This is a genomic window from Halomonas sp. HP20-15 (genome assembly GCF_033446685.1).
In the GTDB taxonomy this organism is placed as follows: domain Bacteria; phylum Pseudomonadota; class Gammaproteobacteria; order Pseudomonadales; family Halomonadaceae; genus Modicisalibacter.
This window is the reverse complement of record NZ_JAWQLY010000010.1, coordinates 36,965-61,822: the sequence shown is the minus strand read 5'-3', so window position 1 is coordinate 61,822 and position 24,858 is coordinate 36,965. Positions and strand designations below refer to the sequence as shown.

20 protein-coding genes and 1 pseudogene are annotated in these 24,858 nt (G+C 63.7%); 9 read left to right on the top strand and 12 right to left on the bottom strand.

All coding sequences use genetic code 11. From position 1 onward, the window contains the following. Nucleotides 1–141: 141 nt before the first annotated feature. Nucleotides 142–945, bottom strand: coding sequence for an iron-sulfur cluster carrier protein ApbC (gene apbC / locus R6258_RS13910; RefSeq protein WP_318451276.1), 804 nt, complete (start codon nucleotides 943–945; stop codon nucleotides 142–144). Nucleotides 946–1,063: 118 nt separating this feature from the next. Beyond that, nucleotides 1,064–2,245, bottom strand: a complete 1,182-nt coding sequence (locus R6258_RS13905) for a Xaa-Pro peptidase family protein (RefSeq protein WP_318451274.1) — start codon at nucleotides 2,243–2,245, stop codon at nucleotides 1,064–1,066. 259 nt (nucleotides 2,246–2,504) lie between these two features. Here R6258_RS13905 and R6258_RS13900 point away from each other — a divergent pair. Further along, nucleotides 2,505–2,978 (top strand): annotated as a pseudogene (locus R6258_RS13900) (erythromycin esterase family protein); the annotation flags it as partial. 76 nt (nucleotides 2,979–3,054) lie between these two features. Here R6258_RS13900 and R6258_RS13895 read toward each other — a convergent pair. The 4 genes from R6258_RS13895 to R6258_RS13880 form a co-directional block, all read right to left on the bottom strand. Then, complete coding sequence (locus R6258_RS13895) at nucleotides 3,055–4,203, bottom strand: hypothetical protein (RefSeq protein WP_318451272.1); 1,149 nt, start codon at nucleotides 4,201–4,203, stop codon at nucleotides 3,055–3,057. 122 nt (nucleotides 4,204–4,325) lie between these two features. Then, nucleotides 4,326–4,742, bottom strand: coding sequence for an alternative ribosome rescue aminoacyl-tRNA hydrolase ArfB (arfB, locus tag R6258_RS13890; protein ID WP_318451270.1), 417 nt, complete (start codon nucleotides 4,740–4,742; stop codon nucleotides 4,326–4,328). 212 nt (nucleotides 4,743–4,954) lie between these two features. Then, a complete protein-coding gene (locus R6258_RS13885) occupies nucleotides 4,955–7,045 on the bottom strand; it encodes a putative bifunctional diguanylate cyclase/phosphodiesterase (RefSeq protein ID WP_318451268.1) in 2,091 nt (696 codons plus the stop codon). Between the two features lie 183 nt (nucleotides 7,046–7,228). Further along, nucleotides 7,229–7,744, bottom strand: a complete 516-nt coding sequence (locus R6258_RS13880; RefSeq protein WP_318451267.1) for a Mut7-C RNAse domain-containing protein — start codon at nucleotides 7,742–7,744, stop codon at nucleotides 7,229–7,231. Between the two features lie 264 nt (nucleotides 7,745–8,008). On the opposite strand from R6258_RS13880, the gene R6258_RS13875 reads away from it, so the two are divergent. After that, nucleotides 8,009–8,887, top strand: coding sequence for a YihY/virulence factor BrkB family protein (locus R6258_RS13875; protein WP_318451266.1), 879 nt, complete (start codon nucleotides 8,009–8,011; stop codon nucleotides 8,885–8,887). 22 nt (nucleotides 8,888–8,909) lie between these two features. Here the strand turns inward: R6258_RS13875 and R6258_RS13870 are convergent, their stop codons facing one another. The 3 genes from R6258_RS13870 to R6258_RS13860 form a co-directional block, all read right to left on the bottom strand. Further along, a complete protein-coding gene (locus tag R6258_RS13870; protein ID WP_318451264.1) occupies nucleotides 8,910–9,377 on the bottom strand; it encodes a TerB family tellurite resistance protein in 468 nt (155 codons plus the stop codon). A 91-nt stretch (nucleotides 9,378–9,468) separates the two neighbouring features. Continuing rightward, entirely contained in the window at nucleotides 9,469–10,923 is a 1,455-nt protein-coding gene (locus tag R6258_RS13865) for an NCS1 family nucleobase:cation symporter-1 (RefSeq protein WP_318451262.1), read from the bottom strand. Nucleotides 10,924–11,092: 169 nt separating this feature from the next. Continuing rightward, the gene (locus tag R6258_RS13860) at nucleotides 11,093–11,371 is read right to left on the bottom strand and encodes a peptidylprolyl isomerase (protein WP_318451260.1); all 279 of its coding nucleotides are present in this window, start codon (nucleotides 11,369–11,371) and stop codon (nucleotides 11,093–11,095) included. Nucleotides 11,372–11,561: 190 nt separating this feature from the next. On the opposite strand from R6258_RS13860, the gene R6258_RS13855 reads away from it, so the two are divergent. Beyond that, nucleotides 11,562–12,182, top strand: coding sequence for a rhomboid family intramembrane serine protease (locus R6258_RS13855; protein ID WP_318451257.1), 621 nt, complete (start codon nucleotides 11,562–11,564; stop codon nucleotides 12,180–12,182). A 23-nt stretch (nucleotides 12,183–12,205) separates the two neighbouring features. Here R6258_RS13855 and R6258_RS13850 read toward each other — a convergent pair whose 3' ends face one another. Beyond that, complete coding sequence (locus tag R6258_RS13850) at nucleotides 12,206–12,748, bottom strand: DUF421 domain-containing protein (protein WP_318451255.1); 543 nt, start codon at nucleotides 12,746–12,748, stop codon at nucleotides 12,206–12,208. 245 nt (nucleotides 12,749–12,993) lie between these two features. Between R6258_RS13850 and R6258_RS13845 the strand changes: the two genes are divergently transcribed. From R6258_RS13845 to R6258_RS13835, 3 genes are all read left to right on the top strand, one after another. Beyond that, on the top strand, nucleotides 12,994–14,580 hold the full coding sequence (locus R6258_RS13845; protein WP_318451249.1) for a diguanylate cyclase domain-containing protein: 1,587 nt from the start codon (nucleotides 12,994–12,996) through the stop codon (nucleotides 14,578–14,580). A 142-nt stretch (nucleotides 14,581–14,722) separates the two neighbouring features. Then, a complete protein-coding gene (gene thiI, locus R6258_RS13840) occupies nucleotides 14,723–16,189 on the top strand; it encodes a tRNA uracil 4-sulfurtransferase ThiI (RefSeq protein ID WP_318451247.1) in 1,467 nt (488 codons plus the stop codon). 210 nt (nucleotides 16,190–16,399) lie between these two features. Then, the gene (locus R6258_RS13835; protein WP_318451245.1) at nucleotides 16,400–16,909 is read left to right on the top strand and encodes an Hsp20 family protein; all 510 of its coding nucleotides are present in this window, start codon (nucleotides 16,400–16,402) and stop codon (nucleotides 16,907–16,909) included. A 273-nt stretch (nucleotides 16,910–17,182) separates the two neighbouring features. Here R6258_RS13835 and R6258_RS13830 read toward each other — a convergent pair whose 3' ends face one another. Then, entirely contained in the window at nucleotides 17,183–17,845 is a 663-nt protein-coding gene (locus tag R6258_RS13830) for a hypothetical protein (RefSeq protein WP_318451243.1), read from the bottom strand. A gap of 172 nt (nucleotides 17,846–18,017) precedes the next feature. Next, complete coding sequence (locus tag R6258_RS13825) at nucleotides 18,018–20,381, bottom strand: DNA polymerase II (protein WP_318451554.1); 2,364 nt, start codon at nucleotides 20,379–20,381, stop codon at nucleotides 18,018–18,020. Nucleotides 20,382–20,588: 207 nt separating this feature from the next. On the opposite strand from R6258_RS13825, the gene R6258_RS13820 reads away from it, so the two are divergent. From R6258_RS13820 to nspC, 3 genes are all read left to right on the top strand, one after another. Further along, nucleotides 20,589–22,136 carry an alkaline phosphatase D family protein gene (locus R6258_RS13820; protein ID WP_318451241.1) on the top strand — a complete coding sequence of 516 codons (1,548 nt, stop codon included), beginning with the start codon at nucleotides 20,589–20,591 and terminating at the stop codon, nucleotides 22,134–22,136. A gap of 229 nt (nucleotides 22,137–22,365) precedes the next feature. Continuing rightward, nucleotides 22,366–23,571 carry a saccharopine dehydrogenase family protein gene (locus R6258_RS13815; RefSeq protein WP_318451239.1) on the top strand — a complete coding sequence of 402 codons (1,206 nt, stop codon included), beginning with the start codon at nucleotides 22,366–22,368 and terminating at the stop codon, nucleotides 23,569–23,571. Then, nucleotides 23,571–24,728 (top strand): carboxynorspermidine decarboxylase, encoded by a 1,158-nt coding sequence (nspC, locus tag R6258_RS13810; protein WP_318451238.1) that lies wholly within the window; start codon nucleotides 23,571–23,573, stop codon nucleotides 24,726–24,728. Before R6258_RS13815 ends, nspC begins: the two co-directional genes overlap by 1 nt. Nucleotides 24,729–24,858 lie beyond the last annotated feature (130 nt).

The window sequence follows — 24,858 nt, the reverse complement described above, 5'->3', positions numbered from 1 at the left end:
AATCCAAACGCGATCATGGTTGGGGTCGAAACGCGATCGTGATCGGGATCGAAACGCGATCATGTTCGGGATCGATAAAAAGGGGCCGTCATCATAACGGCCCCCGCAGCGTTTCAAAAGCGCGTCGCTTTCGACAGCGCGTCATTCGCCGAATGAAATGCTCGGCCCCTCCTCGCTCTGGCCCTCGACGCCTTCGGCCACGGCCCGCGCCACTTCACGGAACGTCGCGGCGATCCCGCCATCGGGCTCGGCGACCACGCTGGGCCGGCCGCCGTCGGCCTGCTCGCGAATCGACAGTTGCAGCGGCAATTGCCCCAGCAGGCGAGTGTCGTACTGCTCGGCGATCCGCTCGCCGCCACCGGCACCGAAGATCGGCTCGCTGTGCCCGCAATTGGAGCAGATATGCAGGCTCATGTTCTCGACCACGCCCAGCACCGGTACATTGACCTTGCGGAACATCTCGATGCCCTTACGCGCATCGAGCAGCGCGATGTCCTGGGGTGTGGTGACGATCACTGCGCCGGAAACCGGCACCTTCTGCGCCAGCGTCAATTGAATGTCGCCGGTACCCGGCGGCATGTCGATGAACAGATAATCCAGGTCGTCCCACAGCGTCTGGTTGAGCAGCTGCTGGAAGGCCCCGGTAACCATCGGGCCGCGCCACACCATGGGCTCGTTAACATCGACCATCAGCGCCATCGACATCGCCTGCAGGCCATGGGCGATGATCGGCTTGAAGCTGTTTTCACTGACCACCTCGGGACGCGTGCCCTCAGGGATGCCCAGCATCTGCGCCTGGCTGGGGCCATAGATGTCGGCATCCAGCAGGCCTACCCGGTAGCCTTCGGCGGCCATCGCCAGGGCCAGGTTGGCGGTCACGGTGGATTTGCCGACTCCGCCCTTGCCCGACGCAACGGCCACGATATGCTTCACACCCTCGATCACGGCTGACTCCTTTCCTTTAATGTCTCGACACCGGGTTCGGCCGGCGTCCAGCTTGCCCGCAGTATAACGCGCGCCGAGCGGTGATAACCAAGCGTGCGACGCGCCCAATACCGACCATCTAGCGGACGGTCAGCGACCACGGGTTGGCGGTCAACGGCACGCCGCCATCGGCGGTGACCCGCACCGTGTCGCTGCAACCGATACCCCACTCGCCGGGCAGGCGCAGGCACAGCGGCAGGTGGAAGACCATGTCTTCCTCGAAGCAGCGGCTCTGGCCGCGGGCGATGAACCCCGAGCCCTCGACCCAGGACGGCGGGAACTGGGCGCCCACCGCGTAACCGAACACCCCGGAGAAATAGGCCCGCCCGGCCAGCGCATCGAAGGCCGCCTCGGCGTCGCGGGCCGCACTGTCGAAGCTGACGCCGGGGCGCATCGCGGACAGCAGCGCATCGTAGATACGCCGGCAGTTATCGAACACCTCGACCATCCGCGACGATGGCCGACCGGCGACCACGGTGCGCATCATCGGCGCGGTGTAGCGATTCCAGGCCGAGCCGAATTCGAGGAACACCGACTCGTCGGCGGCGATCGTCCGGCGGCGATGATTGAGATGACCGACGCTACTGCGCGCGCCGGCCACCACGATCGGCTGCATGCTCATGAATTCGCTGCCCGCCTGATGCAGGGCCTGCGCGCCTACCGCGGCGACCTCGCTATCGGTGGCACCGGCACGTACCGCGTCGGCCGCCGCCGCGATGCCCAGCCCGGTGACCCGCGCGCTCTCGGTCAGGCACTCGATCTCGGCCGACGATTTGACGATTCTGATGCCGTGCAGGAGCGACGAGGCATCGACGAACTCATGATTCGGCAGCCGCTGGCGCAGCGCATCGAGCACGCCCTGGCGCATCGAGCCATGCCATGGATCGATGCCGATGTGTTCGCCCACCTCGCCCAGCACCTCGGTCAATGGATCGAGCACCTCGGCGAGGCCCTCCCAGCGGTAGCTGCGAATATCCTCGATGCGGGTGCAGGTCACCGCCGGCCCCACTTCGATCGAGGGCACCTGCAGCATCAAATGATCGGCGGTCACCACCAGCGCCGAATGGACCGAAACCTCGAAGGTGCTGTAACCGGTCAGGTAGAAGATGTCGGCCGGCGCGGTCAGCAGCAGCGCATCGATGTCGGCGCCCCTCATCGCCTTGACGACGGCGTCCTGCCGCCGCTGTAGCTCCGCTTCCTCGAAGGCACACTCGCTGCCGGCCAGCGGCGCGAGGTGGTGACGATATTCGTCGTGTTGCATGGTGGCTATCTCCCTGCCCATTGGCGCGATGACTTTGCAACCAGCCTAGTACACGCTGCCGCCCTTCTCGCTCCCAATCGGCCGCTGCGCTGCCCATGCGCCTCGGGCACGGCTTGGCTACAGTCAACGTATCGGCATCAGGAGAGCAGGAGGTGACCCATCATGACGCCCCTGGATTGCGTGCAAGCGCTGGCTTCGCGCCTGGAAGGCCAGCCCGGCGACTACGACCGGCTGATCAAGCAGGTCGGCACACAACTCGCATCTCGGCGACGCACGCGGGGCCGAAATGGGCTGGCACCGGCATCAGCACAACATCGGCCAGCTGGTTCGCGAACGCTTCGGCAACGATGCGGCGTTACTGGTCGGTTTCACGACGCACACCGGCCACGTCTCAGCCGCCTACGACTGGAACGAACCCGTCGAGCAGCGCTGGGTGCGTCCCTCGCTGGAAGGCAGTTACGAGCGACTGTTCCACGACAGCGGTCTGGAACGCTTCTACTTGCCGCTCGATAGCGAACGGGTAGCACCCCTTCAGGAGTTGCGGCTCGAACGCGCGATCGGCGTGATCTATCGCCCCGAAAGCGAACGCCATAGTCATTACTTCCAGGCCTCGCTACCGCGCCAGTTCGATGCCGTCTTCCACGTCGACACCAGCAGTGCCGTCGAGCCCTTCGAACAAAGCGAACTATGGCGTCCGGAACTCATCCCCGAGACCTATCCGTTCGGCGTCTAGCTTGCGCTTCGGCAGGCATCGACGAGAACGCCCGGCCATTGGCCGGGCGAAATGAGATCAGCGGCGTGAGGCATGATCAGGGTTGCGTGGATGCTTCCTCACCCTGTTCGCTCTGGCTCCCGGAACCGCCCTGTGGCTGATCGCCCTGCTGCGGGCCCCCTTGGTCGGAGGGCTGAGCCTGGCCTTGCGAGCCTTGCGAATCGCCGCTCTGGCCGCCATTGCTTTGCTGGCCGCCATCGGTCTGCCCGGAGCCGGAGCCGCTCTGCGGTTGGCCCGAAGCGTCCTGCGCGCCTGATGAGGACGCCTCGCCCTCGGCTGACGTAGCGGAACCGATGCGCTGGGAGAGTTCGTTCAGCGTCTTCTGCATCGCGGCGATGCTGGAAAGCTCCTGCTGGACGTTGGCGATGTGGGCCTGGAGGCTGCCCAGACGCTGGATGCGCGTCTGAATCTGCGCTTGCAGCTCGCCTAGACGCTGCTCCGCGGACTCGACCTGAGCGCTTATCGACTGTTCGCGCTGCTGCGCTTCGGCCAGCGATTGCTTGGCCTGCTCGAGGTTTTCCTTGGCGGTGGCCGTCTCGCCCTGGATATCGGCGAGTTCCGATTGCCGCGTATCGACCTGCTCGCCCAACTCCTCGAGCCGTGACTGCTGCGCCTTGACCTTTTCCTCGAGCTCGGCGTGACGGCCTTCGGCATCCGCGACTTCCTGCTGCGCCTGCTGCAGCTCGGACTGGGCGCTGTCGAGCCGCTCCTCGGCCTGCTGGGCCTGGCCGTTGAGATCCTCGAGCTTGGTCTGGGCCTGACCGACCTGATCCTGCAGGGCATTCAGCTGCTGGGTGCGCTGTGCCAGCTGAGTCTGTTGCTCCTCGAGCTGGGCCTGCACGTCCTTGATCTGCGATTGCAACTGACTGAGCTGCTCCTGCGACTGACTGTTCTGTTTCTCGAGCGACTGCTGTTCTTGCTGGGCCGCCTCGACGCTGGAATAGGCCTCCTCGAAATCGGCGTTGCGCTGTTGCAGCGATTGCCGCTCGTTCTGCAACTGGGCGATCTGCGCCTGCATCGACTCTCGCTGGGCCTGCCACTCCTCCTTCTGCGAGCTGGCGTTGGATGCCACGAAGATAGCCACGATCACCGCGATGACCGCGACCACCACCACGATGCGTACCCGGTTATCCTTGAAAGGGCTCTGAGGCGTATTCTGGGGCTGCTCCGACGGTGTTTCGGCCATGAATCATCTCCTATGTTCGGCTGCGTACCGATTTACCATGGCCATGAACGGCCCGATGAGCAAGACGAATTCACTAATTGAGTAGACCGAAAATTCAACATCGCCTAGTAAGCAACGATCATTCACTCGCCCTTGACCTTGCCGCGCAGCGCCTTGTGCTTGCCCTTGCGCGTCTTGGCGTCCATGCGCCGGCGTTTGGCCGCCTTGCTGGGGCGGGTGGGTACTCTTTTGCGCTGCTCGCGCGCCACGCTACGAATGAGCTCGCGCAGCCGCGCCCGGGCATCCTCACGGTTTTGTTCCTGGGTCCGGTAGCGCTGCGCCTTGATCACGATCACGCCCTGCTGGGTGACGCGTTGATCGGCCAGCGCCAACAAGCGTTCCTTGTAGAGGTCGGGCAGCGACGAGGCCCGGATGTCGAAGCGTAAGTGCACCGCCGAAGCGACCTTGTTGACATTCTGGCCACCCGCGCCCTGGGCGCGCACGGCTTGAACCTCGAATTCACTGTCGGCCAGGCTGACCTGGCGGGAGATTTCCAGCATGAAGCCTCCTGAGGCGGGGCCGGTCGGGGCCACAAGGTGTTGGAGTACCGGAGACGGCTTGGCGCCAGCGTGCGAGTCGCCACGCCACGCCACGGCACTCGGCCGGGGCGCAGCATAGCGCGCATGACCGGCCTTGTGGTAGCCAGGGTCGTGGCCGGCGCTCTCGCCCCGCATTGCGCCAGGCCCTGGCGCAATGCGGGGTCGCCGCCGTCTCAGGCGGGCAGTGCCACGCGTGCCTGCAGGAAGCGCTCCAGTTGCGTCGCCGGTAGCGCCTTGCTGCACAGGTAGCCCTGGTACTGGTGCCCCTTGAGTTCACGGATGAAGGCCAACTGTTCGTCCGTCTCGACGCCCTCGGCCACGATGTCCAGATCGAGCGAGTGCGCCAGCATGCTGACCGCCTTGACGATGGCGGCATCCTGCGGGTCGCTGGTCACGCCCGCGGTGAACGAACGGTCGATCTTCAAGCGGTTGATCGGGAACCGCTTGAGCTGCGAAAGGTTCGAATAGCCGGTACCGAAGTCGTCGATCGACAACATCACGCCCAACTTGCGCAAGCGCAGCAGGATGCGCAATGCATTGTCGGGATTCTGCATGATCGCGCTCTCGGTGAGCTCGAACTCGAGATAGCCCGCAGGCAGTTGCGTCTCGAGCAGAATTTTCTCGACCATGCCGACGAAATGCTGGTTGTTGAGTTGAATGGCCGACAGGTTGACGGCCACCGGCAGCATCGCCATGCCCTTGGCATGCCAGCGCTGCACCTGCTGGCAGGCGGTGCGCAGCACCCACTCACCCACCGGCAGGATCAAGCCGGTCTCCTCGGCGACGGGGATGATCTCGTCCGGCGTCACCTGACCCAGTTCCTCGTCGTTCCAGCGCAGCAGCGCCTCTACCCCGGTGACCTCACCGCTGAGCACATCGACCTTGGGCTGGTAGGCGAGGCTCAGGCTGTCGTTGACGAGCGCCAGACGCAGACGACGTTCGAGGTGGTTGCGACGCTCGGCGACGGAGCTCAACCCCGGCTCGTAGCATTGGTAATTGTTGCGTCCCAGGCTCTTGGCGTGATGCATGGCAGCATCGGCATGGGTCATCAGTTCGTGAGGCGTGTCGCCATGCCCCGGGTAGCAACTGATGCCGACGCTGCACGAAATACACACGATCTGCTCGCCGAGCTGGAAGGGTTCGCCCAGCGAACTGACGATGCGTTGCGCCAGCGTCTCGCTGCCCCGCCGGCAGGTGCCCTCGCCGGTCACGATCATGAATTCGTCGCCTCCCACCCGGGCCGCAGCATCCTGATTGCGCACCGCATCGGCAAGCCGCTGCGCCGCGCGCTTGATCAGCGTGTCGCCGATATGATGACCCAGCGAGTCGTTGACCGTCTTGAAGCGGTCGAGATTGACGAACAACACGGAGAATGGCTGCTGATTGCGCTCCGAACGCCCGAGCACCTCCTGCAGGCGCTGCTCCAGAAACAACCGGTTGGGTAGCCGGGTCAACACGTCCAGCGTCACCAACGACTGCAGCTCGTGGTTGGCTTCCTTAAGGGACGCGGCCAACAACGCGTTCTTCGTCGCCAAGTGGCCATCGTAGATCGCCATCAGCAACGCCAGCAGCAGAATCGACGCTACGACGGTCGCGATCGCCACGGAAAACGCGACCGACGAAAATGCCGGCTCGCTCGACGGCGCCGGTACCATCGCGACGTCCGCGGCCGCCATGCCGATGTAATGCATGCCGGTTATCGCGACGGCCATGACCAACGCCGCCAGACAGCGCACCGGCAAGGTGGTGCGTTTGTTCGTGCCGTGTGGGTTGAGCCGGAAGAACAGCCACAGCGCGCCGCTCGCCGCGACGATCGCCACGACGATCGACAGCAGCAGCAGGTCCATTCGATAGCTGATCGGCTGTTCGAGTTGCATCGCCTGCATGCCCAGATAGTGCATCAGGCAGATGCCGAGCCCCATGACCGCGCCGCCGAACAGCAGGCGTACGACGCTCAGTTGCGCCTTGCGCACCAATGCCAGGGCTAGGGCCGAGGTGAGTATCGAGGCCAGCAGCGACCATAGCGTTATCGTCAGGTCATAGCGCATCGGCATCGCCGTGTGCATCGCCAGCATACCGATGAAATGCATCGCCCAGATGCCCGCACCCATCGCGAAGGCACCGCCGGCCAGCCAGGCGTATCTCGCCAGGCCAGCGGTGTCGCGCAGCCGTCCCGCCAGGTTGAGCGCCGTCAGTGAGGCCAGGGATGCCATGGCAAAGGACAGGCCGACCAGCCAGGGGTCATACCCATAGTGTTCTACCATCGTCTTCTAATCGGCTCCCGTAGCATGGTATCAAGCGGCTAACGCTGATTATCTTCTGGTGTTATCGGCCGGCTTCGCCGAAAGCTTTACGATCACGGCCGAGAGCGCTTCGAAAGCGAAGTGGGCGCCGGCACACCCAAACACCCATGGAATCGCCAGCGGCCATGCCATGTCTTCGGCGTGTCAGCTGCGCTCTGAAAACCACTCGGGCAGGGTTCTTGCCAGCCGCTCGCGCATGCGCCAGGTATGGGTGCCCGGCCAGTAATGACGCTGACAACGCGGACAGTAACGAACCGGATCGGGAAGGGTTCGGGCCCGTTCAGGCAGCCATGGCGCTGCCGAGGCCCGGGAGACTTCCTGCAAGAGGCAGTTACACACCAGGCAACGGGTGAACAGCGCCGCCGGCGATGCCGGCTGGCAGCGCTCGACCACCTCGCGAAGCTGCTCGAGCGGAGCGTCGGCGGCGATCAGCACGCTGCGGCTCGGGCGGCGCTGTGCGACGAGCGCTCGGTCGCGCGTCAGCAACCAGCGCTGGTCGCGCTCGGCCAGTTGCACCAGTTGCGGATCGTCGATCGCCGGATCGAAGAGCGTGTCGAAGCCCAGCGCCCGCAGCCAACGTGCCAGACGCGCCAGCATGGCGTCGGCGACGAAACGGGTAACCGGTCGCAGGGGATTACCTTCAGCACTATCGCTGGCCATGCCGACTCCTCTTGACGCTGCCCATGACCGCTGTAGCCTCACCGAGGCCAACCCATGACATGCAACCGACCAGCGGGTGCTCGCTATCGCGCTCATCACGCGTTCTGGTTCCTGTCGCGGCTTGGTGCTCGACCGCTTCCTGGCGGATACTGTCAGTGTCGGATGACAGCCACCCTCGTTGCCAGCCGCCCGGCAGGGAATCGACAACGATTGTCGGAAGCGCCATTGTTTCCGGGCCTTTGGCCCAAGCTGCAAGGGAATGGAATGCAACGTCTCGTCCTGGTCCACCAGATCTGGCAGTTTTCATGGCGCGTACTCGTCGCCTTTCTGCACAATCGGGGCATTCTGCTGGCGGGCGGCGTCGGCTATAACGTACTGCTTTCGACCATACCGCTGTTCGCCCTGCTCTGCGTGTTGCTGACCCACATCGTCGACGAACAGCGCCTGCTGGGCATCATCGCCATCCAGGCCCAGCACCTGGCACCGGCCCATGCCGACGTGATTCTCGATTCGGTGCGCACCCTGGTCGATTCGCGCAATGTCGTGGGTTTCGTCGGCACTCTGGTGCTGCTGTTCTTCAGCTCGTTCGCCTTTCGCATGCTCGAGGACTCCATCGCCCTGATCTTCCATCAGCCCGACGAGACCCAGAAGCGCCGCTTCTGGGTCTCGGCATTGCTGCCCTACGCCTTCATGCTGGTGCTCGGCGCCGGCCTGCTGGCGCTGACCGTGCTGGTCGCGATGGGCAACGCCTTCAATCAGATGGTGATAATGCTGTTCGATATCGAACTGCCCTCGGCCAGCGTGGCCGTGGTTTCACTCAATGTGCTGAGCTTCGTCGGCATGTGCGGGCTGTTCAGTGCCATCTACAAGATCATGCCGGTGGTGCGTATCGCCCCGCATCGCGCGTTGATCGGGGGCTTCGTCGCCGCCCTGCTGTGGGAAATCGTTCGGCTGATCCTCAGCTACTACTTCGCCAACATCTCCTACGTCAACGCCGTCTACGGTTCGTTGGCGACGCTGATCGTCGTGCTGTTGAGCCTCGAGATCGGTGCGGTGATCCTGCTGCTCGGCGCCCAGGTGATCGCCGAGCTCGAACGCAGCGCCCGCGCCGGCCTGCCCTGGCACCAGAGCCCGCGCCGCTAAAGGCGCAGGCCGGCGCACGCCCTCACGCCGACGCCCCGCCCCGCTCCTCCTGGACCCGCAGCTTGGTGCGAATGAAATCGCTGTGGCGGACGTACAACAAATCCGCCAGTTTGCGAATGCGGTGCTCCTCGTGGGCATCGAGCGCCTCGTCGGCGTAGGCCAGCCGCCACATCAATTCCACCAGCGCGACCTTGTCGGCGTAGTCGTAATGCTCGTTGACCAGACGCACGAACTGGAAATGATCGACCGCCTGGTCCGCCTCATGAGTCGCCAGTTCCATCAATTCGTCGACCCGCTCGGCGCTCAACGAGAAGCGCTCCTGCAGCATTCGTCGCCAGGCAGCGAGCTCCGCCGGGGCGGTGCGTTGATCGGCACGCACGATTTCGCAGAGCAGCGCCGCGGTGGCCAGCTCCAGCGTCACCTGACGCTGACCATCGGCCTCTGGAACGTTCAGGGCACGTTGGAAGAATTGCTGAATGGTGTCGAGCACGGGATGTCTCCTTGGATCGATAACGTAGTGACGAAAGCTATCTTTCCGACAGGCACTCGGCGCAGAGGTTGCATGGCTCGTGCTTGCGGACTCAGCGACTGACGGTCAACGGCGCCGTGGCGCGCCTCATCAGCAGGTAGTAAAGCACCGCGCCCAGTAACGCTCCCAGCAACCAGGCGTAGCCCGAGAGCACGCTGAGCGTCGGCCACCAGACCGAGGCCACCGAGAATAACGCGGCCACCGCGAAAGCGCCCAGCGCATGGACGTTCCAGCCGCCGCGATAGTAGTACTCGCCCTGCGGGTCGGCCGTGAACAGCTGCTCGATGTCGATCCGCTGACGCTTGATCAGATAGAAGTCGGCCATCATCACGCCATAGACCGGCGCCAGCACCGCGCCCAGGGTATTGACGAAGCCGGCGATGCCGATCTGGCTGATGAGCGCCACCCACAGGCCACCGATGAATAGCGCCAGTACCGCGGTAATCAGCCCGCCGATGCGAAAATCGATGCGATTCGGCATCAGGTTGGCCAGGTCGTAGGCGGGAGGCACGAAGTTGGCGACCATATTGATACCCACCGTGGCGGCGAAGAAGGTCAGTGCGGCGATCAATGTCAGCGGCAGCGAATCGACCCGGGCGATGATATCGGTGGGATTGGTCAGTCGCTCGCCGAACAGCACCACGGTCCCGGCGGTGACGATCAGCGCGATCAACGAGAAGAACGCCACGTTGAGCGGCAGCCCCAGGAAGTTGCCGATCTTCATCTCGCGCTCGCTGCGCACGAAGCGCGAGAAGTCCCCATAGTTGATCACCACCGCGGCGAAGTAAGCGATCATCGTCCCCGTCACCGCCATGAACGCGCCAACCGAGCCGCCGGCGTAGTCGCCCTCCCCGCTGAAGATCGTGCCTATCGCCGGCAGCAGTTCGTCGCCGGCCTGGTACCAGATCACCGCGGTCAGCACGATCATCACCACATAGACCAGCGGCCCCGCCCAGTTGAGAAACTGGCGGATGCGCTCGATACCGTGCCAGAACAGGACGATCTGGAAGACCCATACCAGCAGGAACGACAGCCAGCCGACGACGGTCATGCCCAGCCATTGCGCGCCGCCCTCGATGCCCAGCAGCGAATTGATCAGCAGCGCCACCGCGGTCGAGGCGAAATAGGTCTGCACGCCGTACCAGAAGATCGCCACCACCGCCCGAACCAGGGCGGGGAAATTGGCGCCGAACACGCCCATGCTGATCCGCGCCAGCACCGGGAAGGGAATGCCGTAGCGTACGCTCGGCGCGCCCGACCAGTTGACCAGCACCATCACCACCACCCCGGCCAGCACGATCGCCGCCATCACCGCCCAGCCATTGAGCCCGTAACTGAGGAACAGCGAAGCGGCCAGGGTGTAGCCGAACAGGCTTTGGATGTCGTTGGACCAGACATTGAAGATCTCGAACCAGCCCCAGCTACGTTGCGACCGGGGAATGGGTGCCAGGTCCTCGTTATAGAGGCTGGGCTCGCGACTCTTGATTTCGAGGTTCGGATTCGACATGAGCTGTCTCCGGCAGGGTTATGATTATGTTTATGTTGCGCCGCCCCAAACAGTGTAGAACAGGCCGCTCCGCGCCGGGTGAGGCTCTGCGCCCTGCGCATGGGCCAAACCGACCCCTCATAAAAAAGCCGCGAGGTCATCCTCGCGGCTTTGCGACCCCAGCCCTTCGTCACGAGCGGCTGGTGACTTCCAGCAGATGGTAGCCGAACTGGGTCTTCACCGGCCCATGCACGGTGTTCAGTTCACCGTTGAACACCACCTTGTCGAATTCCGGCACCATCTGGCCCGGGCCGAACGAGCCCAGATCGCCGCCGTTGCGCGCCGACGGGCAGCTCGAATGCTGCCTGGCCACCTCGGCGAAATCGCGTCCACCCTCGATCTCGACCTTGAGTTCCTCACACTTCGCTTCGCTGTCCACCAGTATGTGGCGTGCGCTTGCCTGGCTCATCGTCATGCTCCTGGGCGGGTAACTTTCGGGATAAAAACGTATCGAAGGTCGAATCCTGACGCCACGGCGCGACGCTGGCAAGCGTTTCACGGCCGGCGGCGAAACGGACTACACCGGAGCCTGGCATGCTGTACGCTAGCGCCGTGCCACCCTCTCAGCGTACTCACCAGCAGACACAGCGGGGAACGCCATGCTCGATCTGACTCAAACGCCGATCACTCTGGCGCTGCTTGTCGCCAACGTCGCGATCAGCCTGTTCGTGCTGCATCGCCGGCCGCAACTCTTCGCCAAGCTGGCCTTTCGCCCCGAGCGCATCCTGCATCACGGCGAGTTCCACCGCCTGCTGAGCGCGGGCTTCCTGCACGTCAACGGCGCGCACCTGCTGGTCAACATGCTGACACTGTACTTCTTCGGCCCCTGGCTGGAGGCCGGCCTCGGGCCGCTGCGCTATCTGCTGCTGTATTTCGGCTCCGATCTTGCCGCCCAGGGGCTGGTGCTGATCGTCCAGCGCGGCAACCCGCGCTACTCCGCGGTCGGCGCGTCGGGCGCGATCACCGGGGTGGTGTTCGCCTTCTGCCTCTACGAGCCGTTCCGGCTGCTTTATCTGTTCTTCGCCATTCCCATTCCGGCGATCCTGTTCGCCATCGGCTTCGTCGCCCTGTCGTTGTATGCCATGCGTAGCCGCACACCCGGTCAGGCCGGCGGGCTGGCCCACGAAGCGCACCTGGGCGGCGCTATCGGCGGCGTGGTCATCGCGCTCGCCCTAGAGCCGGCGCTGCTACCGCACTTTCTGCAGCAGCTTGGCTTCTGACCGGCCAGCAGCAAGCCGAAGGCTCAGCGGCGAGCCTCGTCGCCCGGCAACTCGACGCCCTCCAGGCTCGAAGCGCCTTCAGTCGCGCCCGGGTCTCGGCGCACCACACTCAGCGAGCCCTCGGTCTCCAGCACGACCGCTTCGACCTCGTCGAGCGACACCAGACCGGCGGCGCGCACCGCCGCGCGCAACTCGTCCATGGTCACCCGCGCCCGCAACAGCGCTCCCGGCAAGGGCTTGCCGTGGTACAGCAGCAAGGCCGGCTCGCCGGTCACCAGCCGGCGCACCCAAGGCCAACGCACGCTGCTCCAGGTCAACGCGTACTGCATGGCGATAAGCAGGCCGAACGCCAGGCTGCCTTGGGCCAGCGTTACCCCGGGATTGAGGATCACGGTCGCCAGGATCGAACCCAGCGCCACCGTCACCACTAGGTCGAAGGCGTTCATCTTCGATAGCGTGCGCCGACCCGACACGCGCAGCAGCAAGACCAGCGCGACATAAGCCATCACGCCCATCAGCGCCACACGCAACAGGGCAATGGCTTCATTGAAGAACAAGGGTTGCAAGCGCCGTCCTCCTTGACTGGCAGATGAGTGGCAAGCGATACGCTAATCAGCGTAGCAGCCGGGGTGACGTATCCGCGGTAGTCTGTACGCGCAACTTGGGGGGCGGAGATCGGTCGCTTCGTTTTCGATTTTTAATCGACCGAACGCTCAATCTTCGGCGCTATTTGCCGATAGCTGCCATATGACCTTGTAAGCAATGTCTTACAAGGTATTCAAGTCACACGAAACGGCAACGGTCCCTGATCATGCCCCGAGCGCTTTCCTCGCTGCGTTATCGCTTCTTTACCGCCCTCGGCCTCGTGCTGTTCATGGCGCTGCTGGCATTGGGCCTGATCGCCCAATTTCAGGTCATCCCCGTGCTGCTCGCCAAGGAAGAGCAGCATGCCAACGCCGAGCTCGATCGCGCCCAGCGCGCCATCGATAACGAGCTGGGCCACCTCAGCCTGTTCACCAGAGACTGGTCGGTGTGGGACGACAGCTATCACTTTCTGTCCGGCGAAGAAACCGACTACGTGGAGTCCAACCTGACCAGCGGCCTGGTCTTCGAGGACGCCAACCTGCGTGCAATGCTGTTTCTCAAGCCCGACGGCACGCCACACCTGATTGCCGGCCTCGATCCGCAAAGCGGCGATTATGTCGCCTGTCCCAGCGCCAGTGGCGACTGCGCCTGGGCGGCGCCTATCACCCATTCGGTGCAGGAGCATGTCGCCGGCGGACCGCAGAACACTCTCCATACCTGGCTACATGCCTGGCCCGAGCGCTCGATGGTCAGCGTCTGGCCGATCATGCACAGCGACGGCAGCGGCCCAGCGGCCGGCTGGTTGGCCATGGTTCGCGTCATGAACGATCAGTGGCTGGCCCGCTTGCAACAGAGCACCGACATCGAGATGCGCCTGGAAACTGCCGGCTCGACCGGGCCGCATCCCCAACTCTCCCAGATAACCCGCACCGACGAGCGCTACATGCAGGCCAGCCGCTTGATCGAGGCCGCCCCGTCCGGCTACTCGATCAGTCTCCAAACGACACTGCCACGCACCCAGTTCCAGGCCAACCTGGGCACCTTTCGCTTCGCGCTCTACTGGACACTGGGGCTACTGGTGGTCGTAGTGGTGGTGGTACTGATCCTGCTCGAGCGCATGATACTGTTGCCATTGCGCCAGCTGGCCCGGTTTACCGAAAGCGTGCAGAGCACCGAGTGGAACGACGCGCCATCCCGGCTGGTCAGGCGCAGCGACGAGATCGGCCAGCTGGCGCATGCCTTCCAGCGTCTGCTCGATTACCAGCGGCGCCAGACGCATTCGCTGGTCGAGCTTTCCCAGCACGATCCGCTGACCGGACTGGCCAACCGTCGCCTGTTCGACGAGCGACTGAGCCATGCGCTGACCAAGGCTGCACAGTCCAATCAGGCACTGGCGCTGATAATGGTCGATATCGACCACTTCAAGGCCTACAACGATCACTACGGCCACCCGGCCGGCGACCGATGCCTGATCGCCATCGCCAGCGCCATGCGCGAGCGCTTCGAGGAACCGCCGCAACTGGTGGCGCGCACCGGCGGCGAGGAGTTCATGATCATCCTGCCGGCGATGACCACCGCGGCGGGTCTGGAGCGCGCCGAAACGCTGCGCCAGGCAATCGCGGCGCTGCGCCTGGAACATGCCGCCTCGCCGACCGCGAGCGTGGTCACCGTGAGTATCGGCGTCGCATGCTACGTGCCTCCCAGGGCCATCGACAGCGAGGCGTTGATCGCCGCCGCCGACACGGCGCTGTATAGCGCCAAGCAGGCCGGGCGCGACTGCGTGCGTCTGGATCACGCCATGTCCCTCGCCTGATCACAGCGTAGTTTGCGGCACCGGTGCCTTCCCACTGAACGCTCTCGCGAGCGCGGCCACACTGGCTCGGCCGAACCGTGCGGTGGAGAAGCGTACGTCGCATTGCTATCATGGCGCGCCCCATCGGCAGTGGTGTGCACGCATGCGCTATCGGCTCAAGCTGTTCCCCGAGATCACCATCAAGTCCCGGTCGGTGCGCCAGGAGATGGTCCGTAGCCTGCGCACCAATATCCGCAATAGCCTCGCGCGCTTCATCCCCGGGGTCCGCGTGGTCGATTGCTGGGACGCCCTCGAAGTACGCCGCGACGGCGAGCTCGACGCGTCGACGCACGCCGAGGTGGAAGCCGGCCTGACCCGCATTCCCGGCATCCACGAAATACTGGTCGTCGACTCCCATACCTTCACCGGTTTCGACGCGACCGCCGCGCTCGTGGTTCCGCTGTGGCGCGACGCGCTGGCCGGCCGGCGCTTTCGCGTCAGCGTCAAGCGCCGCGGCCGTCATGACTTTACCTCGGAAGACCTCGAACGCTATCTGGGCCGCGCCCTGCTCGAGGCGGCCGACGACGCATCGGTGGACTTGAGCGACCCGCAGGTCACGGTGCGCCTCGAGCTCAAGAACGAGCAACTGCTGCTGATCACCCGACGCCTGCCGGGGCTCGGCGGCTATCCGCTGGGGACCCAGGGCGAGGCACTGGCGCTGATTTCCGGCGGCTTCGATTCGCCGGTCGCCGCCTGGCGGCTACTGCGGCGCGGCCTCAAGACGCACTTCGTGTTCTTCAATCTCGGCGGCCCGGCCCATGAAGCCGCGGTTCGCGAGATCGTCCATCATCTGTGGCAAGGCTACGGCGCCTCGCACCGGCTCAATTTCATCAGCGTGCCCTTCGAGGGCGTGATCAACGAGATCCAGCGACAGGTACCGTCGGGCGTTGCCGGCGTGGTGCTCAAGCGCATGATGCTGCGCGCCGCCAACCGTGTCGCCGGCCGCGCCCGCATTCCCGCCCTGGTGACCGGCGACGCGCTGGCTCAGGTTTCCAGCCAGAGCCTCACCAACCTGCGGCTCATCGACGCGGTCAGCGAACGGCCGATCCTGCGTCCGCTGATCGCCAGCGACAAGCAGACCATCATCGACGACGCCCGACGGATCGGCACCGCCGCCTATGCCGAAGGCCTTCCCGAATATTGCGGTGCGGTCTCCAAGCGTCCCAATGTGCACCCGCGTGCCGAGCAGGTCGAACGTGCCGAGACCGGTTTCGATTTCGGCGTGCTCGATACCGCCGTCGAGGCCGCCGTGGCGACCCGCGCGTCGCGCCTGCTCGACGATCTGCCGCACGCTGTCGAAGTGGCCGAGGTCGGCGCCTCCACGGCCCTGGCCCAAGACGTCACTGTGATCGATATTCGCCATCCGAACGAGCGCGAGGCGGCACCGCTGACGCTGCCCCAAGGCGAGCCGCTGGAAATCCCCTTCTTCGAACTGGCCGAGCGCGCCGAGCAGTTGCCCTGCAATCGACGTTACCTGCTGTATTGCGCCCAGGGCGTGATGAGCCGTATGCAGGCGCAGCTTCTGGCCGACAAGGGGCTGACGCAGTTCGGTGTCTATCGGGGCGACTAGCCAGCCACGAAAAGCTGCTCTCCAACGAATACCGTTCCAGGTACTCCCGGCTCTTTTGGAAACATTTTTTTACAAAAAAGTCTATTGAAGCGATTGCCGCAACCCCCATTTTATGAAGTGCCGAAAGGTAGATCCCTCGGGAACGGGATGCCGCCAAGTGGGTCCGTCGACGAGGGTATGACTTCGCTATCCAAATAGGGAGAACATACTATGAACACGGCATTCTCACTGGAACCGCTCTTCCGTCACTCGATCGGTTTCGACCGTTTCAATGATCTGTTCGAGCGCGCCTTCGAAAGTAGTGCACCGACCAGCTTCCCGCCGTACAACGTCGAGAAGCATGGCGAGAATGAGTATCGCATCGTTCTGGCCGTGGCCGGATTCACTGAGCAGGAACTGAGCATTCAGCTCGAGGGCGGCGTGTTGAGCGTCTCGGGCTCCAAGTCCCAGGCCGAACAGGACGACGCGGTCCATTACATGCACCAGGGCATCGCCCAGCGCGCCTTCAAGCTGACCTATCGACTCGAGGATCATATCGAGGTGCGCGGTGCGAAATTGGAAAACGGCCTGCTGATCATCGATCTACTGCGCGAGATTCCCGAAGCGCAGAAGCCGCGTGAGATCGAGATCAGTAGTGCGGATCGCTCCGAGGTTCGGCGCCTGGAAGCCACCAAGCAGGCACCCATGGAGGAATCCGCACAGGTAAAAGCGTCCGCCTGAGTTCGTGGGCTGGCGCGACATACCGACTAACAGACTGATCCTGGAAAGAAATTGGCCCCGCATTTGCGGGGCCTCGTTTTCGTGTAAAGCTAGCTTTGCGGGAACGGCTGACGGGTCGCATAGCGGTGACAGTCGATGGACGAGCGCGCCTAGACGTTGCCCACGACCTCGCTACTCGCTGAAACAGAGAAGCGCATTTGGGCGCAGCGATTAGCGAGATCCTTGGTTGTGGCGGGCATGCGCCATGCATGTCCGCCGCAACAGGCTCTTTTCCTATATCAAAACGATATGCCTGAACTCTTCTATGCAGTAATTAGCCGCTTCATGTAGTTCGGACTTCAGCCGAGCCGCTTTATCCGCCAGCAGATCTTCGTAAGAGGGGGCGCTATCATCTTTATCGGGAACTCGCGAGCAGTATCCTTCGGCCAAAATGGTTTCTTTCTTCGTATCGATCAATCTTAGCTTAGCACTATAGAGGACACGGTAATTATTCCAGTCGGTAGAAAAATGAGTAAACCCCCAACCTGTCGTTTCAACATCAATAATTAAGTCTGACTCAGGATAGGCGGAGGCAATTTCAGAGGGATTCCGTGTATTGATCATGTGACCTCGGCTGTCCAGTTCCGCCAGGTCATATTTCTCGGAAATCTCTTTTTCTAGCGAGGCAATGATATATTCTGACGGATCCTTTACCCCATTTTCCTCGACAATAGAATTACCGGAAGAAATCATGGCCATGGCTCCAATTAGGCCAAATGCAGCCTTACCAGCTGTCATTGCCATGAAATCAGGCATTTCCCGATGCGTATTAACAATACTCTCAGGGGTGCTCGATTCCAGCGCCACTTTGTCTAATGGGATATTTCTTGTGCTAACACAACCTGCCAACCCGGCTATAAATATAGTCAGCAAAATATTCCTAAAAATTCCCTTCACTTTTCTTTTCCTCCAATTATTTTTTGTTAGCCTTTGCCCCATTGGCGGTCACAAGCAACCGTCCTGGGATCAGTACAAGGCGTCATTTGTTCATAACGGCAACGTCGAAGAATTCTTTAAGCCCATATCTCGTATGAAAATGCTCGAGTCACAATAGGTAGAAAGCCCCGAGTCAAAAAAGCCCCAATTGACGATCGGTCAGGGCGTGGAAGTCGTCATTGACGAACGGCAGGATCGCGTCGGCCACCGGCTGCAATTGGCGAGTCAAGTAGTGATGATAGTCGATGGCCGAGCGACGCGTTTCCAGCGGCTCCGGCCCCGACAGGGTCATCACGTAGCTGATCCAGCCCCCGTGCTGGTACTGCCGCGGCCGGCCGAGCTGATCGTTGTACGCGTCGGCGAGGCGCGCCGCGCGTACGTGCGGCGGCACGTTGCGGCGGTAATCGTCGAGCTTGCGCCGCAGTCGCTTGCGATAGATCAGACGCTCGTCGTACTCACCGGCGAGGGTACGCTGCACATAGTCGCGCACGAAGTCGCGGTAGGGCTCGCCGACGAAGATCCGCCGGTAAAGCTCCTGCTGGAAGAGCTTGGCCAGCGGCGACCAGTCGGCGCGCACCGTCTCCAACCCCTTGAACACCAGCCGCTCGCTGCCGTCGGCTTCGCGCACCAGGCCGGCATAGCGTTTCTTGCTGCCCGCCTCCGCGCCGCGGATGGTCGGCATCAGAAAGCGCCGGAAGTGCGTCTCCAGCTGCAGTTCCAAGGCGCTCTGCAGCGCGTATTCCCGGCGCAGGTGTTCACTCCACCATGCGTTGACGCGCTGCACCAGATGCCGGCCGATCCGTGCGGCCTCGTCGTCTTCGTGGGCACGACCTAGCCACACGAACGTCGAGTCGGTATCGCCGTAGATAACGGTATATCCCTCGGCCTCGATCAGCTCACGGGTCCGGTGCATGATCTCATGGCCGCGCAGGGTGACCGAGGACGACAGGCGCGGGTCGAAGAAGCGACAGCCCGAAGCGCCCAGCACCCCGTAGAAGGAGTTCATGATGATCTTAAGCGCTTGGGAAAGCGGCGCATTGCCCTCGCGCTTGGCGACTTCGCGCCCCTGCCAGACCCCTGCCACCATCTCGGGCAGCGCATGGCGGGTGCGCGAGAAGCGCGCGCCGCGAAAGCCGGGCACCGTATCGTTCTCGGGTTCGGCCAGCCCCTGCACCAGCCCTACCGGATCGATCAGGAAGGTGCGGATGATCGATGGATAGAGACTCTTGAAATCGAGCACCAGCACCGAATCGTAGAGGCCGGGGCGCGAATCCATCACGAAGCCGCCGGGACTGTTCTCGCCACGCTGACTACCCAGGCTGGGGGCGACGAAACCGAGCCGGTGCATGCGCGGCAGGTACAGATGCGAGAACGCGGCCACCGAGCCGCCACTGCGATCGACCGGCAGGCCGGTGACGGTGGCACGCTCGAGCAAGAAGTCAATCAGCTCGGTCCTGGCGAAGATCCGCGTGACCAGCTCGCAGTCCTTGAGGTTGTAGCGAGCCAGGGCCGGCTTGTCCTCGGCGAACATGCGGTTGATGGCGTCCATGCGCTGGTAGGGATTGTCGATCGCCTTGCCCTCGCCGAGCAGTTCCTGGGCGACGCTCTCCAGGCTGAACGAGGCAAAGCGCCAGGTTGCCTGGCGCAGCATCTCGATGCCGTCGATGAGCAGTCGCCCGGGCGCGGCAGCGAAGAAGTGATTGGGATTGCTGGCGTGGGCGCGCCACTCCATCGGCGCGCCGCCGCGCCCCAACGTCAGCGGCACGGCCAGTTCCTCGGCGTGGCGCTGCAGGATACGCAGGTCGAACTGAATCAGGTTCCAGCCGATGATCGCATCGGGATCGTGGCGCGCCATCCACTCGTTGAGGCACGTCAGCAGCGCTTCGCGGCTTTCGCAGTAGCGAAGTTCGAAGTCGCACGCCTCGGCGTCCCCCCTCTGCCCGCCCGCCGTGCCCAGCATGAAAACCTGGCGCTGGCCGCAACCCTCGAGGGCGATCGAGTACAGATCGCCACGCTCGCTGGTCTCGATATCCAGCGAGGCGAGCCTCAGCCGTGGCCGATAGTCGGGGGCGGGCCTCAATTGCGCATCGCCGATCGAGCCGTCCGCCTGCACCACTCCCGTGAATCCGACCGGGGCGGTGATGAAGCGCTCCATCAGGTAGCGCTCCGGCGGGCGAACGTCGGCCTCGAGGACCTCGACGCCGGCGTCGACCAGGCGCCGCTCAAGGTTCATCAGCTGGCGATGCTGGCGGCAGTAAAGTCCCAGCACCGGCCGATGGCGGAAATCGCAGAGCTCGAGCGGACGTAGCTCGACGCCTGACTCATCGCCGATCAGCCGTTCGACCGCCGCACGGTAGTCATTGGGGATGAACGCCACCGAGGTTTGCAACGGCAGACGAACATGGCGAGGGCCGGCGTCGGCGGCCAGCCACAGACTCACTTCACTGCCGTCCGCGGTGTCCCGCCAATGGCGGGTCAGGACGAAGCCCTGCTGCATCACGGGCGTCTCTCGATAGGAGGTGGCGACAAGGAATCGGCCACATTGTTGCGCGGGCGCGGCCGGCCATACTAACAAAGAGGGATTCAAGCCGCCCATTATAGGCGGTAATACGCCCGTCATTGACTTGCCATCGGTTTGGCAAACGAATGTCACCTTGGCCCGGCAGGATGACCTCGATTCGATCATCGCTAACCGGAGGGCGTCATGCCGTATTCACGCAGGGACATGTTGAAGCTGGGACTCAAGGGCGGTGCCACGCTGGGCGCTCTGACGGCGGCGCCGTCGATCGTGCTGGCGCAGGGACGCCGGCCGGTGATCTCCTCCGGCGTGATGAGCGGTGACATGCTCGGCGATCGCGCGATGCTGTGGTCGAGCGTCGATCGTCCCGCCCGGATGCTGGTCGAGATCGCCGACAATCCCGAGTTTCGCGGTGCCCGCCTGCTGCGTGGCCCCGAAACGCTGCCAGAAACGGGCCTGACCGCCAAGCTGGATGCCACCGGGTTGAGTTCGCTGGACAATGTTCACTACCGCGTGCGTTTCGCCGCACTCGACGATCACCGGGCCATCAGCGAGCCGGTTGCCGGTCAGCTTCGCTTGCCGTCGACGACCCGTCGCAATGTGCGTTTCGTGTGGTCCGGCGACACGGTCGGCCAAGGTTGGGGCATCGATGAATCGCGCGGCGGCATGCGCATCTACGAAACCATGCGCCAGCAGCGGCCCGACTTCTTCATCCATTCCGGCGATACCGTTTATGCCGACGGACCGCTCGAGGAAAGCGTCGAACTGGCCAATGGCGAGCTCTGGCGCAATCTGGTGACGCCGGCCAAGCGCAAGGTGGCCGAGACCCTCGACGAGTTCCGCGGTCAGCACGCCTATAACCTCGAGGACGCCAACCTGCGCCGCTTCAATGCCGAAGTGCCGATGCTCGCCCAGTGGGACGACCACGAGACGACCAACAACTGGTACCCCGGCGAGCTGCTCGAGGACGATCGCTACCGCGAGAAGAACGTCTCGCTGCTCGCGGCCCGGGCACGCCGGGCCTTTCTCGAGGCCATGCCGTTGCGGCAGATGCCCGATGCGCCGGGCCGGATCTATCGCAACTTCGCCTATGGCCCGGGGCTCGAGATCTTCATGCTGGACATGCGCACCTTCCGCAACGCCAATAGCCGCAACCGGCAGTCGGGCGGCGAGGAGCCCAACTTTTTGGGGCAACGCCAGATCGCCTGGCTGTTGAGCGCGCTTCGTCAGTCGACGGCCACCTGGAAGATCATCGCCTCCGACATGCCGATCGGACTGGTGGTGCGCGACGGTGATGCCTTCGAGGCGGTGGCCAACGACGAGGCCGGCAAGCCGCTGGGTCGCGAGCGGGAAATCGCCGGGCTGCTGAAGACCATCCGCGACGAGCGCATCCGCAACGTGGTCTGGCTGACCGCCGACGTTCACTACACCGCCGCCCATCACTATGCCCCCGAGCGGGCCAGCTTCAAGGAGTTCGCCCCTTTCTGGGAATTCGTCAGCGGCCCGCTGCATGCCGGCACCTTCGGCCCGGGCGAGCTTGACGCCACCTTCGGCCCGCGGGTGGTGTTCCAGAAGGCCCCGCCCGAGGGGCGGTCGAACCTGCCGCCCTCCGAGGGTTACCAGTTCTTCGGCCAGGTCGACCTGGATGGGGAAAGCGACGCCCTCACGGTGACGCTGATGGACTCGGCCGGCACGGCGCTGCATCGCCAGGTGCTCGAGCCACAGCCGGCCTGACCCGGCGTTTCACAGCGCCGCCACCCCATAACGCCACAGCGACCATGATAGGGTTGAACGCGCCACGCATCGCCCGGATTTCAGCTTTTTCAGCGAAAAATACTTGAGCCCCGCCGCCGTCGGGGCGATTATCGGCCCCCTCTTGCCGGGGTGGCCGGGCGAGAATGGCATCGGGTCGCGGCGCCCCGCGATTCGACCACTGTTGAATTTCCGATCTGGAGGCGAACGCATGAGTAAAGCCTTGATTATTGGCGCCGGCGGCGTCGGCGGTGTGGTGACGCACAAGTGCGCGCAGCACCCCGAGGTGTTCCACGAAATCTGTCTAGCCAGTCGCAACGAAGCGAAGTGCAAGGCGATCGCGGACCAACTGGACCGCCCCATCCAGACCGCCCAGGTCGATGCCGATGACGTCGAGGCGCTGGTCGCGCTGATCGAGTCGTTCAAGCCCGACGTGCTGATCCATGTGGCGCTGCCCTATCAGGACCTGACCATCATGGAAGCCTGCCTGCGTACCGGCGTGCCCTACCTGGACACCGCCAACTACGAGCATCCCGACGAGGCCAAGTTCGAGTACAAGGAGCAGTGGGCGTTCCAGGAGCGCTTCGCCAAGGCCGGCAACATGGCCACGCTGGGCTGCGGCTTCGACCCCGGCATGACCAACATCTACTGCGCCTACGGCCAGAAGAACCTGTTCGACGAGATCCAGCGCATCGACATACTGGACGCCAACGGCGGCGATCACGGCTACCCGTTCGCCACCAACTTCAATCCGGAGATCAACATTCGCGAGATCACCGCGAATGGCCGCTACTGGGAAAAGGGCGAGTGGAAGGAGACCGCGCCGCTGGCCGAGAAGCGCAAGTTCGACTTCGACGGCATCGGCGAGAAGGACATCTACCTGCTCTACCACGAGGAGCTGGAATCGCTGTCCCAGAACATCAAGGGGCTCGAGCGTATCCGCTTCTGGATGACCTTCTCCGAGAAGTACATCACCCATCTCAAGGTGCTGGAAAACGTCGGCATGACCAGTATCGAGCCGATTAACGTCAACGGCTGCGAGATCTCGCCGCTGCAGTTCCTCAAGTCGGTGCTGCCCGATCCGGCCTCGCTGGGCCCGCGCACCAAGGGCAAGACCAACATCGGCGTGATCCTCGACGGCATCAAGGACGGCAAGCGTCGCAAGGTGTACATCTACAACATCAGCGACCACGAGAAGAGCTACGCGGAGGTCAAGTCCCAGGCGATCTCCTATACCACCGGCGTACCCGCGGTGACCGGCGCGATGCTGATGCTCCAAGGGATCTGGAAGGGCGACGGCGTCTACAACGTCGAGCAGCTCGACCCCGACCCGTTCATGGAGCGCATCGGCGACATGGGCCTGCCGTGGCAGATGGTCGAGCTCGATCCCGACGACGATCCGCTGGCCGATTCGTGATGGCACAAGCGACCTACCCGTTCGACATTCATGCCTGCCCGTCGCCGGCCTACGTGGTCGACGACGCCCTGCTGCGTCGCAACCTGGAGCTCCTGAAGGAAGTTCAGCAACGCAGCGGGGCGAAGATCCTGCTGGCGCTGAAGGGCTTCGCCATGTGGGACACCTTCCCGCTGGTGAGCCAGTACCTGGTGGGCACGACCTCCAGCGGGCAGGACGAAGCGCGCCTCGGTGCCGAGACCTTCGGCGGCGAGGTCCACGTCTATTCGCCGGCCTTCACCGATCCCGAGATGGACGTGGTACTGCGCTATGCCGACCACCTGAGCTTCAACTCGCCGGGGCAGTGGCGGCATTTCCGCGACAAGGTCGCCTCGACGCCACGCAACATCTCATGCGGGCTGCGGGTCAATCCCGAGCACTCGACGGGCGAAGTCGCCATCTACGACCCCTGCGCGCCGGGTTCGCGGCTCGGCACCCGCGCGGCCAACCTCGCGCCGGCCGACCTCGACGGCCTGGAGGGCCTGCACTTCCATGCGCTGTGCGAGCAGAACAGCGACGCGCTGGAAGCCACGCTCGACGCCTTCGAGGCCCGCTTCGGCAAGTACCTGCCCCAATTGCGCTGGGTCAACTTCGGCGGCGGCCATCACATCACCCGCGCCGACTACGACGTGGATCGGCTGGTGCGAATAGTCCGCGATTTCAAGGTGCGCTATCCGCACCTCGAGGTCTACCTGGAGCCGGGCGAGGCGATCGCGCTTAATACCGGCTACCTGGTGGCCAGCGTGCTGGACATCGTCGACGGCGAAGTACCCAACGCCATTCTCGACACCTCCGCCACCGCTCATATGCCAGACGTGCTGGAAATGCCCTACCGGCCCGAGATCATCGGCGCCGGCGCCCCGAACGAGAAACCTCACACCTACCGCCTGGGCGGCACTACCTGCCTGGCCGGCGACGTGATCGGCGACTATTCGTTCGATGCGCCGCTCGCCATCGGCGACCGACTGGTGTTCACCGACATGGCCCACTACACCATGGTCAAGACCACCACCTTCAACGGCATCCGCCTGCCGGCGATCTGCCGGGTCGACGAGGTGAGCCGCGCGGTGCGCACGGTCAAGACCTTCGGCTACGTGGATTACATGCAGCGCTTGAGTTGATCGCTTCGTGGGGCAGGCTTGCGCCTGTCCCACGGATGCACCCGACCGCCAGCCGGGCTACAATCGCCCTTTCGTCCTAGCTCGTGTCCGAGTCTTAGCCGACGCCCGAACTCCTCGTTTTCGAACCTGT